The following is a 13,548-nucleotide window of genomic DNA, read 5'->3' as shown; positions in this document are numbered from 1 at the left end:
TCAACGATTTAGGGGAGTGGTAGAAAATCCGGCCACCCCTTCTGTTCTCATCCCATCGGAAACAAAAAAAGCCCAATCTTTCGACTGAGCTTTTTTTTGTGATCCCGCTGGGATTCGAACCCAGGACCCATACATTAAAAGTGTATTGCTCTACCAGCTGAGCTACAGGATCGTTGCTTTTATATCCGTTAAAGGAACGCCTTTCCCGTTTTGGAAAGTGGTGCAAAGATAGAATTATCGACAGTATCGTCCAAAATAATTTTCAGATAATTTTGTGTCTGTGATTAACCTTCTTGGTTTCAGTGAAAAGCATTACCGGTTGTGGTTATGTAATCAGTCAAGTGCTCTTTCATACACGGTTTCGCCGGCGATGACGGTCTGCAATACGGCAACATCACGCAACTCGTCTGCCGGAATGCGCATGATGTCTTTTCCCAACCGGACGAAATCAGCTTTTTTCCCTATTTCAATGCTTCCTCTCGAATCCTCTTCAAACGCTGCATATGCTGCCCATATAGTCATGCCACGCAGTGCATCGGCGCGGGCTATCGCATCTTCTGGCTGAAAGCCTCCTTCAGGGTAGCCATCTTTGTCTGCGCGGGTTACGGCGGCGTGAAAGCCCCATAGCGGATTGATGCCTTCAACCGGAAAGTCACTGCCAATAGCCAGCAGCCCGGTCTCATTAAGCAGCCGCTTATAGGCGTAAGCGCCTTTGATGCGTTCGGAGCCGATACGATCGCCTGCCCAGTACATATCGGATGTAGCGTGGGTGGGCTGAACAGATGGAATAACGGAATACTTCCCGAACTTTTCGAAGTCTTCTGGCGCAACGATCTGAGCGTGCTCGATGCGCCAGCGACGGTTGTTTTCGCCGTTGAGATGTTTGCCATAGAGGTCCAGAATAAGGCGGTTGGTGGAGTCGCCGATGGCATGGGTCGCCACTTGGAATTCGCTGGCCGCGATGCGGGCGATCGCCGAGTCGATGGTCTGCAAATTGAACAGCAGAAAACCGGAAGTCTCCGCATCAGTGTATGGCTCCAGCAGGCATGCCCCGCGGGAACCGAGTGCACCATCGGCCAGTATTTTGAATGTATGGGCAGTGAGTCGCTCGCTCACATAAGGCCCGGTGGTGAGGTAGTGGTCAAGGTTTTCTTCAGACACATTGATCATCGCATGATCGCGTATACGCAGCACCCCTGTTTTGTATAGGCTGTCCAGCAGTTCAATCGTCGTACGGTCAAGGCCTGCATCGCTCACTGTGGTTAGGCCAACAGAGACGCAGGCGGCTTCAGCTTCCTGCAGCATCCGGACGAGATCCGGTACGGTTGGGTTGGGAATGACGGAAGACACGAGTCCCATGGCATTGTCGACCAATATGCCGGTGACACGATCGTTCTTTACTTCTACCATCCCGCCGTCAACTGTGACGGGGCCGGAGATGTTTGCCGATTCCAGCGCTTTGCTGTTGGCAATTGCTGCATGGCCATCCACCCGAACCAGGTAGACGGGGATGTCCGGAAATGCTTCATCGAGCGGGCTTCGATCTGGAAAGGCCTTGGTCTCCCAAAGGTTCTGATCCCATCCGCGGCCGCGCAGCCAGGAGGCATCGGGATGGCTTTCCCTGAATGTTTTGAGACGGTCTATAATTTCTTCAAATGATTTGGCCCCGGTCAGGTCAGCTTGACCGAATGTCAGTGCAAAACCGAGAAAGTGGGCATGCGCATCGTATAATCCAGGATACACCGGCAATCCCCGAGCATCAATGGTTTCCTTCGCTTGATATACCGAAAGGACCTCTTCATTGGTGCCAACAGCAATGAATTCGCCGTCACGTATGGCAAAGGCTTCGGCCGTCGAGAAGGCCGAATCGACCGTATAGACAACGGCATTGTGTACAATGAGGTCGGCTTGCTTGGTGCCATTGCACGAAAAAGACAATGCGGAAATGGCGATCAGCAGGGGAGCTAATGAGTTCTTTGTCATATGATATAAGGTTAGTCGTTATCTGCAATAGCATGAATTATGCGGTCGGCGCCGTGCATGTCCTGGTGAAGGGTTATCTGCCGAAAACCCTTTTTTACCAGTAAGTCGTATACATCCTGTCCGTATCTGCGGTTGATCTCAAAATAGAGATCGCCAGGAGGATGTGAATGCGTTGACGCGAATGCGGCGATATGCTCATAAAACAGCAGCGGAGCGCTTCCGTTTACAAAAAGCGCCAAGTGGGGCTCGTGGGCAAGCACATTCTGGTGCATTTCACGTCGTTCAACATCAGTGATGTAGGGTGGATTGCTTACCACGATGTCGAAGAGCTGATCTGACGGGAATACCGAGTCCCACTCCAGTATGTCGGCATGGATAAATGAGATTTCAGCCGACTGGATTTGAGCGTTTTGCCTGGCGACCTGCAACGCTTCCTCGGAAATATCCAACGCGTAGACAGTCGCATGGGGTAGCCGTTTTTTCAGTGAGATGGCTATGCAGCCGCTTCCGGTCCCGATGTCGATGATGCGAAGGGGCTTGTTTGTCGCTTTCCGGTGTTTGTTGATGACGAGATGTACCAATTCTTCGGTCTCCGGCCTGGGAATCAATACCGACTCATCGACAAGGAGCTTCATGCCCATGAACCAAGCGTATCCCAATAGGTATTGAACCGGCTTTGCCTGCTTGAGGAGCGCCAATGCGTGTGTAAGCCAGTCGGCGTCGGTTTCATTCAGCGGAGCTTGTTTTCTTAGCAAATAGTCCTGCTTGGACCATCCTAAGCGGTCTTCAAGCAATAGAAAACAGAGCAGCCGGGCTTCGTTGGCATCATATAGTGGGGCCAACTCATTTACAAACTGTTCTTCGGTAGCCGCTACGGTTCGCATCAGCACAAACATACAGCATACTTTCGGTTTACCAAAACGTTAGCAGTCGCGGCGCGGGGCTTCATGATAAAATAGCAATTTTGAGTAAGTTTGCACCATGCAGGAACATGAGCGTTATATCAGGCGTTGTTTGGAATTGGCTCAACTGGGAATTGGGGCGGTAAGTCCCAATCCGATGGTTGGTGCGCTGTTAGTGCACCAGGGGCGGATCATCGCCGAAAATTACCACCGTAAGTTTGGCGGGCCGCATGCTGAAGTGCTGGTAATTGAAGAGGTATTGGAGAAATTTGGCGACGGCGCGATGGCCGTGTTCAGCGAGAGCACGATGTATGTGAGTCTGGAGCCCTGCGCACATTATGGCAAGACCCCTCCGTGTGCCAAATTATTGGCTGAATACCGGATCCGGCGCGTGGTCATTGCGTGCCGCGATCCGTTTGACCAGGTAAATGGTCGGGGTATTCAGCTTTTGAAAGATGCCGGAATCGAAGTGATTGAAGGCGTGTTGTCTCAAAAGGCGCTTTGGTTGAACCGGCGGTTCGCCACGCGGGTGCAATACCAACGCCCTTATATTATTCTGAAATGGGCGCAAACTGCAGATGGCTTCATGGCGCCGGCAGATGGTACGCAACAATGGATAACGGGAGAAATGGCAAAGCAGCTCGTTCATCGTTGGCGCAGTGAAGAGGATGCCGTATTGGTAGGAGCAAGGACAGCACTCGCTGACAATCCTCGGCTGACAGTGAGGGAATGGCGGGGAAAGAACCCTTTAAGGATACTTATCGATAAGGACCTAGCTGTGACTACGGAAGCCAACATTTACGATAATGATGCAGACACCATTGTCTTCAATGCAGCAAAGTCGGACTGGGTCGGTGGTGTCAAGTACATCGCCGTAGAGGACATGGACTGGTATTTGCCGCAGAAAATTGCGTACCAGCTGTATTTGATGGATATACAGTCGCTTATTGTAGAAGGCGGGCGCAAGACGCTCGATTTGTTTCTTAATGCAGGGCTGTGGGATGAAGCGCGTGTATTTACATCTTCCGATGCATGGGGTACGGGCATTGAGGCACCGGTAATGCATGTGGCATCGGCAAGTAATCAGGCGGTAGGTCCGGACCGGTTGACGGTCTATCATCGGAACAATAATAGCGACGGTTGATGGATTTTTACTTAGCAGCACTTATCCAGGCTATGTGCTTCGGTCCATTGGTCATCGGGTTATTCCTGTCGATGAAGATCTTCAATATTCCTGACATCACAACGGACGGAAGCTATACGCTGGGCGCAGTTATCACGGCGGTGGGCATGGCGAATGGCTATTCGCCGCTTGGGGTCTTGTTGCTGGCTATGTTCGGCGGCGCGATAGCGGGCAGTTTCACTGCATTAATTCACACCCGGTTGCGCATTCATGCGCTATTGGCCGGTATACTGGTGATGACTGCGCTCTACTCAGTCAATCTGGTGCTGTTGGGTCGCGCAAATATGCCGTTGCTCGGCTATCGCGACGTGTTTACGGCATTCGGCTTATTTTCACGCGCGGACGACAATATGTTGGCGGTGCTGTCAGCTTTTTTGGTTATCCTGTTTTTTATTATGAGCTATTTGCTGCGTAGCGATTTCGGTATCGCTATGCGAGCCACCGGTGACAGTGAACCCATGATCAGGGCGCAGGGCGTAAATACGGCCCGAATGAAGGTGTTTGGCTTGGCGATTTCCAATGCACTGGTTGCTTGGAGCGGATCGCTGATGGCACAGTTCCAAGGGTTTGCGGATATCAACATGGGCATAGGTATTGTCATCAGCGGTTTAGGTGCCGTGATTATCGGCGATACGGCGATCAATTTTTTGAAGATACGAGCTATACCGGCAACACTGGGCTGTGTGCTTTTAGGTATGGTAATCTTCCAAAGTATACTGGCTACGGCGCTCAGTGCAGGCATCGACGCCAATTTATTGAAATTGACTACCGCTCTGTTGGTGCTTGTCATTGTGGCGTTGCCCCGAGTGGGCGAATTCTTGCAGTTTGGAAGACGATAACAGCGATAAACAGTGTTAGATATTCAACATGTAATCAAGGTTTTCAATTCGGGAAAAGCTACCGAGGTAGTTGCTATTGCTGATATGACGCTTCGGCTCGATGCCGGAAGCTTTACCGTTGTCGTAGGGGCTAATGGGTCTGGCAAAAGTACACTCCTCAATCTTATTGCAGGAAGCATGTATGCTGATAAAGGTAAGTTGCTGCTGCACGGGCGGGAGATCCAGCGGCTGCCCGATTATAGGCGCGCCCAATGGATTGCCCGTGTGTTCCAAAACCCGCTGATGGGCACCGCCGCTTCGCTGAGCATATTGGATAACTTTCGGATGGCAGCCCTTCGGAGATCGCCTAAGTGGATGAAGATCGGTGTCCATAAGCGTTTCCGGGAGTCGGTTTATGACAAGATAGCGGCCTTAGGAATGGGGCTCGAGCATAAGCTTGCCCAACCCATGGGGATACTGAGTGGCGGACAGCGGCAGGCACTAACCTTGCTGATGACCGTGATGGCAGGGGTGGACGTGCTGTTGCTCGATGAGCCATCCGCGGCGTTAGACCCGCGGTCTGCCCGGGAGGTTATGGAGATCGCCGACCGGCTTGTCCGCGAACATGGGCTCACGGCGCTGCTCGTGACGCATAACATCAGCGAGGCACTGAGGTACGGATCGAGACTCATTCAAATGGAGGGCGGGAAAGTGATCCGTGATTATGACCAAAACACTAAAAAATCACTCACCCATGCCGAAGTGGTGTCTTGGTTTGATTATTACTAAGATAGCTGTATATTTGATGTGCATTATTGCCTAAAACCATGGTCACCTTATCAGAAGATATCTTGCACTTCATCTGGAAGTACCGCCTATACCACCACCAGCACTTATGTACCGTATCGGGTAAATCGCTTACTGTCTTGGAGACGGGTGTGCACAATCGCAATGCGGGGGCAGACTTTCTGTCTGCGCGCATGCGCATCGGCGACATGGAGTGGTCTGGCAATGTGGAAATCCATGTCCATGCTTCGGACTGGTACGCGCATAAGCACCAACGAGATAACGCATACAATAATGTGGTGTTGCATGTGGTGTACGAAAATGACAGGTCCGTAAACCGTGCGGATGGAACGGTTCTGGAGTGTCTTGAGTTGAAGCCGCTAATCCCGACACCTATACTTCACAAATACCGGGAGCTGATGAGTGGCATGTACTGGATTCCCTGCGAAAAGCTCATTAGCACCGTTTCTTCACTACATTTGACGCAATGGCTTACGCGATTACTGGTGGAGCGCTTTGAGCGCAAGGTTGCCGCGTTTTATGAAGTGCTCAACCAACAGCAGGGAAATTGGGAAGAGACCTGTTATATATGGATAGCGCGGTATTTCGGAAGCAATGTAAATGCACAGGCGTTCGATCAGCTCGCCAGGAGCCTGCCCTCGCGCATACTCGCCAAACATAAGGACCGTCCGCTGGCTATCGAAGCCCTTTTTTTCGGCCAGGCCGGTTTTTTGGAAAACACCGCTTTTGAAGAAGAATACCCCCGTAGATTGCAGGAGGAATACCACTACCTTCGAAAACTACATTCGCTCATGCCCATGGATGCGTCGGTATGGAAATTCATGCGCGTACGTCCGGGAAACTTTCCCTCGATACGCATTGCGCAATTTGCCGCGCTCTGTGCGCGGGCGGAGCATTTGTTTTCGGCAATCGTGCAGACGGAGTGCACGGATGAGCTCAAGGCCTTATTTGAAGCCTTGCCTGTGAATCCCTATTGGCTGAGGCACTACCGTTTTGATGCGGCGTCTCCTTTACATAGCTGCCAATTAGGTGTACAATTTATTGATATGTTGTTGATCAATGTGATTGCTGGTATTTTATTTGCTTATGGTAAATATATTGGTAAAGAAATGTATATTTACCGAGCTGTTAGGTTGTTGGAAAACCTGAAAGCAGAAAGTAATGCGATTATAAAGCGTTTTTCAAAGTTGGGCGTCGGTGTGAAACAAGCTTCTGAATCTCAGGCTTTGTTGCAGATGAAGGCTTATTATTGTGATAAGAAGAAATGCTTGGATTGTGGAGTAGGGGTGCAGTTGATTAAACATAACGAAAGATGGTAAAGCGAGTACTCTTGTTTTTCGAACGACGCTCTTTTGGCGTATGTACCTATATTGGGGAGCGCCTTGGGATATCAATCTCTAAGCTACGTTTGTTTTTTATCTACACTTCCTTCCTCGCCGTTGGATTTCCCATTATTTTTTACTTTTTAGCCGGAATAGTGCTGGACTTTCGGAATTACATAAAGCGCATGCGTCATCAGCTTTGGGACTTTTGACAGTCATTCAATTTTCAGAATGTTGGCGATTTCCATGTGCCCTTTTTCTGCGGCTAGGTCAGACGCCGTTTTGCCCATATCATTCTTGATTTCGAGAAGCGCGCCGTTCTCCAATAACAGGATGATCAAGTCGATATTCCCGTTTTGCGAAGCGAGATGGAGCGGGCTGGTACGGGATGACTGCAATACATTTACCTCTGCACCTGCCTCGATCAGCATTTTAGCAATACTGTCAAACCCCGAACCGATGGCAGCATGAAGCGGGTATACATTATATCCGTTTTGTGACTGTATATTAGGGTCGGCTCCATTAGCCAATAGTAGGCGGACAATATCTTCGTTGCCAAAATGGGTGGCGACTCCCAGCGGGGTAAAGCCGTGTTCAGAAACAGCATCTATCAAATCAGCACGGTTCAGTACCTGCTCTACGAGGCCGGCCGCAGCCGCTTCGTGAATCGTCAATTCATCGATGTGTTTCAGGAGTACTTTTACGATCTGGGGCTTGTTATAATAGCAAGCCAACAGCAACGGGGATATGTCGTGACTGGTTTTCTGTTTACTAAGACCGGGATTTCCATTCAGCAGATTTTCTATGGCAACGCTGTTACCCATTTCAATGTATTCTTCCAATAGACTAAGACTCATATAGCTGTTATGTACCAACAATCAAAATACAAGGACGAATTAACTAAAAAAATATCAAACATGCACACTGTCGTGCATAAAACGAATTCGGTAAAGCGTTTTCTCGTTGGGAGGGAAAACGCCACGCAACAGGCGAAAGCTGGAGAAAGCAGCGGTTTTGTGTAATGAGAAAGGAACATGGTTCGATTTCTTGTAGTATTACATCTACAAAAACGTTTTTTAACACGATAAATGTTTTGTATCATCATTCTTAGGTGTACTTTTGTAATGCCCTCCCAAAGGGCATGTTTTTCATAGGTAGATGTAGGGTCGAATATTCAATTATTCGGCCCTTTTTTGTGTCTTGATTCCTCGCACTAGACAAAATGTTAAAAAATGCAAAAATGATTTTTGATTTTTCGTTGAATTTCTATTTTTGCGGGCGTACTGTTTATCATTCTAAATTAATTATAGTTTTTTATGCTAACATGTGCCAATACTTCGCCTAAAGGTATCATTTTATTATTGTGGTTTTTCGGACTAGTTCCGAATTCCCTGGGTTATCGGACGGTCGTAGCACAAGGTGTTACGCTGTATACCCCGTACACAAAAATTTCTGTGCCCCCCGGAGAGTCAATAGACTATTCCATTGATGTAATCAACAACGGCGGCGGATTAAGAAATGCCGAGATAGCCGTCGTAGGCCTGCCCGAAGGTTGGTCTTATGAGCTTAAATCTGGTGGTTGGACTGTTGAGCAGATAGCTGTGCTGCCGAAAGAGAAGAAGAATTTGTCCCTCAAGGTGCAAGTGCCCTACAAAGTGGACAAGGGTACCTACCGTTTTCAAGTTGCGGCGAAGGGAATTGCTCAACTGCCCCTGACCGTAGTGGTGTCTGAGCAGGGTACCTTCAAGTCGGAATTCAACACGGATCAAGCCAATATGGAAGGCGCGGCCAATTCGACGTTCACTTTTAATTCGACGCTCAGGAATCCGACCAATGAAGAACAGGTATACGGGTTGCGTGCTCAGGTCCCACAGGGTTGGAATGCGCTTTTCCGTGCCAACGGAAAGCAAGTGTCTTCGATAAATATTGGTCCCAACCAGACCCAGAACGTTACCATTGAGCTGGATCCGCCAGATCACTTGGGTACCGGCAAGTACAAGATACCCGTGGTAGCTTCCACCAGCGGGATGTCATCTAGCTTAGAGTTGGAAGTGGTGATCACAGGTTCTTACAACCTGGAGCTCACGACGCCTTCGGGACGATTGAACACCACCATCACCGCTGGTGGTGACGAAAAAATAGAAGTTGTCGTAAAAAATGTAGGGTCGGCACCGCTGAAAAATGTGGAGATGAGATCGTCGGCTCCTGTGGACTGGACAGTAGAATTTGAGCCAAGCAAAATTGATGTTATCGCTCCGGGCCAAAACGCACAAGTCTTCGCTACGATAAAAGCCAGCAGAAAGGCAATAGCCGGCGATTATGTAACGAATTTTGAAGCCAGAACCGCAGAGAAAACGGCGACCGCGTCCTTCCGCGTTTCCGTGCGGACGCCATTGTTGTGGGGGTGGCTGGGTATCTTAATTATTCTCGGCGCGTTGGGCGGCGTTTATTATTTATTTCGCAAATACGGAAGGAGGTAGTCCGTGGAGCAGCCCGTTATTGAGCTTAGAAAGCTTACCAAGAAATACGGCGACTTTTTTGCAGTGGACCATTTAGACCTTTCCATTTCGAAGGGCGAGATATTTGGTCTCCTTGGCCCGAACGGCGCCGGGAAATCCACAACGATTCTGATGATGCTCGGACTAACCGAACCTACGTCGGGTCAAGTTCGCGTGTGCGGGATCGATTCCACGGTGAATCCAATTGACGTTAAGCGGCGTGTCGGCTACTTGCCTGACGATGTGGGTTTCTACGATCAGTTGACCGGACGCGAGAACTTGCTGTACACCGCACGGCTCAATCGGTTGCCCAGGCAGGAAGCTGAACAACGGGTCGACAGATTGCTCGCACGGGTGGGTTTGTACGACGATGCCGGTAAAAAAGCAGGAAAGTACTCCCGCGGGATGCGCCAACGTTTGGGACTTGCTGACGTGTTGGTTAAGAATCCTGAAGTGATTATTCTTGATGAGCCGACGCTTGGCATCGACCCGATTGGGGTACGTGAATTCCTTGAACTAATCGTTTCGCTTAGTCGGGAGGAGGAAATTACTGTTCTTCTTTCTTCACATCACCTGCATCAAGTGCAGCAGGTATGCGACCGGGTGGGTATCTTTGTTGCCGGAAAACTCCTAGCCCAAGGAAACGTTGCGGCACTCTCCAAAGCATTATTCTCCGACAAAGAACCATATGTTATTGAAGCAAAGATTGCCAACATGTCATCTGATGCGACGGACAGCGTTGTAGAAGCGTTGAAACTGCAACTGCTCGGATTAGATGGAGTAGGTTCGGTGCAATTTGATACGGATCGATTTTATATTGGTGGCACCCAGAATGTATCGGTAGATGTGGCCCATGCGATTGTTAATTCTGGGTTGGGGCTTGCATCGCTAAGCATGAAAGAATACGGACTTGACGATATCTACGTAAAATATTTCGAGGGAGGCGAATTGTATGAAAAAACCGCATAACGCTATCCATCAATCAAAATATCAGCCATGGGCTACGAGGTTGGCAGACGCTATCGGGCGCTACCGGGCGGCCGCGATGGAAAAAAGCCGGCAAGCGGTGATTCATCCGTTTTGGGTGATTGTTCAAAAGGAGGTGGCTGACCATGTGCGCGGATGGCGGTTCAATATATTGCTGTTTTTAATCCTGCTGACATGTTTCGGCTCACTCTATACGTCGATCACCAGCTTGATTGAAGAAACGGCAAAAACCAAAAGCGCGGATGATCCGTTCTTTTTTTTGAAACTGTTTACCCTGTCTGACGGATCGTTGCCCCCTTTCCATGTATTCATCGGTTTTCTTGGCCCATTGCTGGGTATAGGCCTCGGATTTGACGCGATCAATTCTGAGCAGAATGCCGGCACCTTGAGTCGGGTTATGGCACAGCCTATCCATCGTGACTACCTGATTAATGCGAAATTTATGGCGGCACTGATTGTTATCGGCGTCCTCTTCTTTGCATTGGGTTTCTTGGTGATGGGGTTCGGTATGTTTATTATCGGCATACCGCCTACGGCCGAGGAATTTCTTAGAATCGTGTTTTTCGTTTTGTTGAGCGTGCTTTACGTGGCGTTTTGGCTGAATTTATCTGTGTTTTTATCCATCCGGTTTAGGCAAGCCGCTACTTCGGCATTGACGGCGATTGCTGTTTGGTTGTTTTTTACGGTGTTTTATCAGATCATCGTGAACCTGATTGCCCGGGCGATGCTGCCACCTGAAACGGCCTCGCCCCAGCAGCTTATCGGCTATCAACAGTTTGTTCTCAACTTGATGCGTGTCGTGCCAAGCCAACTATATACGGATGCGACAACCACCTTGCTTATGCCTTCCGTTCGGAGCCTGGGGCCATTGACAATGGAACAGGCCTATGGAGCAATACCAAGCCCGTTGCCACTGGGGCAAAGCCTGCTGATTGTTTGGCCGCAGCTTACCGGATTGATAGCGGCAACAGTAGTCTGCTTTGCGTTGTCGTACGTGTCGTTTATGCGAAAGGAAATTCGGTCAAGGTAGCGGTTTACGGCCACTTTTTTTTAGCTTTGGCATTTATATCTGGAATTATGCCGAGAAAAATTGTAGTGGCCATTACAGGCGCAAGCGGAGCTGTTTACGCCAAATTATTGCTTGACAAATTAGTTGCTATGCGATCGCAGTTGGATGCCGTGGGAGTGGTGATGTCTGATAACGCGAGAGCGGTGTGGAAATTTGAGCTGCAGAATGAAGACTATACCCAATACCCTTTTCAGTTTTATAAAAAAGATGATTTTTATGCGCCGTTTGCGTCCGGATCTGCAAAGTTTGATAGCATGATTGTGTGTCCCTGTTCCATGGGGACGTTGGCTCGGATCGCAAGCGGCATGTCATCTGATTTGACTACCAGAGCCGCTGACGTGATGTTGAAGGAAAGGCGGAAACTCATCCTAGTGTCAAGAGAAACGCCACTGAGTCTTGTACATCTGCGCAACATGACGACTGTCACCGAAGCCGGAGGCATCATTTGCCCGGCGAGTCCATCGTTTTATAGTAGTCCGCAAGATTTTACGGAATTAGCCGCTACCGTGATAGATCGCGTACTAGCGTTGGCCGGATTGCAAACGGATGGCTACGAATGGGGAGAAGGGCGATAAAATCAAAATAAAATAGTTTCCGTTACTTTTGATTTTGTACTTTTGTACGTTAATGAATGTGCATATCGCCATAATTCCCATAACAATCAGCTTTCCGGTTTTATTAGTACCTGTTTCTCGTTTATTTATACATGAATAACGCACTCATCAAATCTGCTAGGATTGCCTTTGCCGACACACCTTTCCACGGTAAAGAAATGGATGTATTGGTCGAAAAGGGAGTGATCGTTAAGATTGCAACCGAAATCACTGTTGACAATGAAAAGGTAAGCATTTTCGATGCGAAAGGGCAGTACCTCGCGCCCGGCTTTTTTGATATGAATGTCAATTTCGGCGAACCGGGGCTGGAAACAAAGGAGGACATCGATTCGGGATGCGCAGCCGCAGTGGCCGGCGGATTTACCGGCGTAGCCGTTCACCCCAATACGCACCCGCCCGTACATAGCCGATCAGAGGTGGCACTGATCGTTAATCGGGCGAAGCGTTTGCCGATTGATGTTTATCCCGTGGGCACCATCAGCAAGAAACGTGAAGGAAAAGAACTGGCCGAGCTATATGATATGAAACTCGCGGGTGCAGTAGCTTTCAGCGACGGGAACAGGCCTGTTCAGCAGGCTGGTTTAATGAGTAGGGCGCTGCTTTATTGCAAAGGGTTCGCTGGGACTGTTCTGTCCTATCCGGAGGATGTATCTGTTGCTGCGGGCGCCAAGATGAACGAGGGTGTCATGAGCACATACCTCGGAATGAAGGGCAATCCCAATCTCGCTGAAGTGCTTATGATCGCCCGCGACCTTTACCTTGCCGAGTACAACGCCGCGCCGATACACTTCACCACGATCAGTACAGCAGAAAGCGTAGCGCTGATCCGGAAAGCCAAAGCCAAAGGAATAAGCGTAACCTGCGACGTCGCTGCTCACCATCTGGTGATGACGGACGACCTTGTTGCTGGTTTCGATAGCAACTACAAAATGAGTCCACCGTTGCGCACCATCACTGATGTAAAGGCGCTTAGGAAAGGGCTTAAAGACGGCACCATCGATGCCATTGTATCGCAACATACGCCTCACGAGGTTGAAGTTAAGCAAGTGGAATATCAAATCGCAGCGGAGGGAATTATCGGGTTGCAGACCGTATTGCCATTGGTCCTGCAAGCTGGCTTGACCGTCGAGCAGTTGGTTGACAAGCTCGCGATTGGCCCAAGGCGTGTACTCGGGCTTCCATTTCCTGAATTCAGGGAGAAAGCGGAGGCCAATTTCATCTTGTTTGATACCGAAAAGCAATGGCGTTTTGATCGGCATAGTAATCGTTCCAAGTCAAGTAACAGTCCGTTGCTGGGCAGGGAATTGAAAGGGGGCGTAACAATGTTGATCAATAAGCGTCAACTAATAAAAACACAGCTTTGAT

General features: G+C 49.3%; 13 protein-coding genes and 1 tRNA gene. 10 read left to right on the top strand and 4 right to left on the bottom strand.

What is annotated here, in order from left to right; genetic code table 11:
- Positions 1-99: 99 nt before the first annotated feature.
- The 3 genes from ACFOET_RS01360 to prmC form a co-directional block, all read right to left on the bottom strand.
- Positions 100-172 (bottom strand) — tRNA-Lys (locus tag ACFOET_RS01360).
- Between the two features lie 161 nt (positions 173-333).
- Positions 334-1,983, bottom strand: coding sequence for an amidohydrolase (locus tag ACFOET_RS01355; protein WP_379018781.1), 1,650 nt, complete (start codon positions 1,981-1,983; stop codon positions 334-336).
- Between the two features lie 11 nt (positions 1,984-1,994).
- Entirely contained in the window at positions 1,995-2,879 is an 885-nt protein-coding gene (prmC, locus tag ACFOET_RS01350) for a peptide chain release factor N(5)-glutamine methyltransferase (RefSeq protein WP_379018780.1), read from the bottom strand.
- A gap of 85 nt (positions 2,880-2,964) precedes the next feature.
- Between prmC and ribD the strand changes: the two genes are divergently transcribed.
- Genes ribD through ACFOET_RS01325 form a run of 5 tightly spaced genes read left to right on the top strand, consistent with a single transcriptional unit; the run spans position 2,965 to position 7,227 of the window.
- Complete coding sequence (gene ribD, locus ACFOET_RS01345) at positions 2,965-4,029, top strand: bifunctional diaminohydroxyphosphoribosylaminopyrimidine deaminase/5-amino-6-(5-phosphoribosylamino)uracil reductase RibD (protein WP_379018778.1); 1,065 nt, start codon at positions 2,965-2,967, stop codon at positions 4,027-4,029.
- Positions 4,029-4,907 carry an ABC transporter permease gene (locus ACFOET_RS01340; protein WP_379018776.1) on the top strand — a complete coding sequence of 293 codons (879 nt, stop codon included), beginning with the start codon at positions 4,029-4,031 and terminating at the stop codon, positions 4,905-4,907. Before ribD ends, ACFOET_RS01340 begins: the two co-directional genes overlap by 1 nt.
- A gap of 12 nt (positions 4,908-4,919) precedes the next feature.
- Positions 4,920-5,675: an ABC transporter ATP-binding protein gene (locus ACFOET_RS01335; RefSeq protein WP_379018774.1), complete on the top strand. Its 756-nt coding sequence runs from the start codon at positions 4,920-4,922 to the stop codon at positions 5,673-5,675.
- Between the two features lie 38 nt (positions 5,676-5,713).
- The gene (locus tag ACFOET_RS01330) at positions 5,714-7,012 is read left to right on the top strand and encodes a DUF2851 family protein (RefSeq protein WP_379018772.1); all 1,299 of its coding nucleotides are present in this window, start codon (positions 5,714-5,716) and stop codon (positions 7,010-7,012) included.
- The gene (locus ACFOET_RS01325; RefSeq protein WP_379018770.1) at positions 7,006-7,227 is read left to right on the top strand and encodes a PspC domain-containing protein; all 222 of its coding nucleotides are present in this window, start codon (positions 7,006-7,008) and stop codon (positions 7,225-7,227) included. Before ACFOET_RS01330 ends, ACFOET_RS01325 begins: the two co-directional genes overlap by 7 nt.
- Positions 7,228-7,230: 3 nt before the next feature.
- Here the strand turns inward: ACFOET_RS01325 and ACFOET_RS01320 are convergent, their stop codons facing one another.
- The gene (locus ACFOET_RS01320; protein WP_379018768.1) at positions 7,231-7,872 is read right to left on the bottom strand and encodes an ankyrin repeat domain-containing protein; all 642 of its coding nucleotides are present in this window, start codon (positions 7,870-7,872) and stop codon (positions 7,231-7,233) included.
- 459 nt (positions 7,873-8,331) lie between these two features.
- Between ACFOET_RS01320 and ACFOET_RS01315 the strand changes: the two genes are divergently transcribed.
- The 5 genes from ACFOET_RS01315 (at position 8,332) to ACFOET_RS01295 (ending at position 13,547) form a co-directional block, all read left to right on the top strand.
- Complete coding sequence (locus tag ACFOET_RS01315; RefSeq protein ID WP_379018766.1) at positions 8,332-9,495, top strand: COG1470 family protein; 1,164 nt, start codon at positions 8,332-8,334, stop codon at positions 9,493-9,495.
- Positions 9,496-9,498: 3 nt separating this feature from the next.
- A complete protein-coding gene (locus ACFOET_RS01310) occupies positions 9,499-10,482 on the top strand; it encodes an ABC transporter ATP-binding protein (RefSeq protein WP_379018764.1) in 984 nt (327 codons plus the stop codon).
- Positions 10,466-11,530 carry an ABC transporter permease gene (locus ACFOET_RS01305; protein ID WP_379018762.1) on the top strand — a complete coding sequence of 355 codons (1,065 nt, stop codon included), beginning with the start codon at positions 10,466-10,468 and terminating at the stop codon, positions 11,528-11,530. Before ACFOET_RS01310 ends, ACFOET_RS01305 begins: the two co-directional genes overlap by 17 nt.
- 47 nt (positions 11,531-11,577) lie before the next feature.
- Complete coding sequence (locus ACFOET_RS01300; RefSeq protein ID WP_379018760.1) at positions 11,578-12,144, top strand: UbiX family flavin prenyltransferase; 567 nt, start codon at positions 11,578-11,580, stop codon at positions 12,142-12,144.
- A gap of 131 nt (positions 12,145-12,275) precedes the next feature.
- On the top strand, positions 12,276-13,547 hold the full coding sequence (locus ACFOET_RS01295; protein ID WP_379018758.1) for a dihydroorotase: 1,272 nt from the start codon (positions 12,276-12,278) through the stop codon (positions 13,545-13,547).
- Position 13,548: the final 1 nt, after the last annotated feature.

The sequence above is a fragment of the Parapedobacter deserti genome, from assembly GCF_042646065.1.
GTDB classification, from domain to species: Bacteria; Bacteroidota; Bacteroidia; order Sphingobacteriales; family Sphingobacteriaceae; genus Parapedobacter; species Parapedobacter deserti.
Note: the sequence above shows the minus strand (reverse complement) of the source record. Positions and strands in the feature narration are given on the sequence as shown.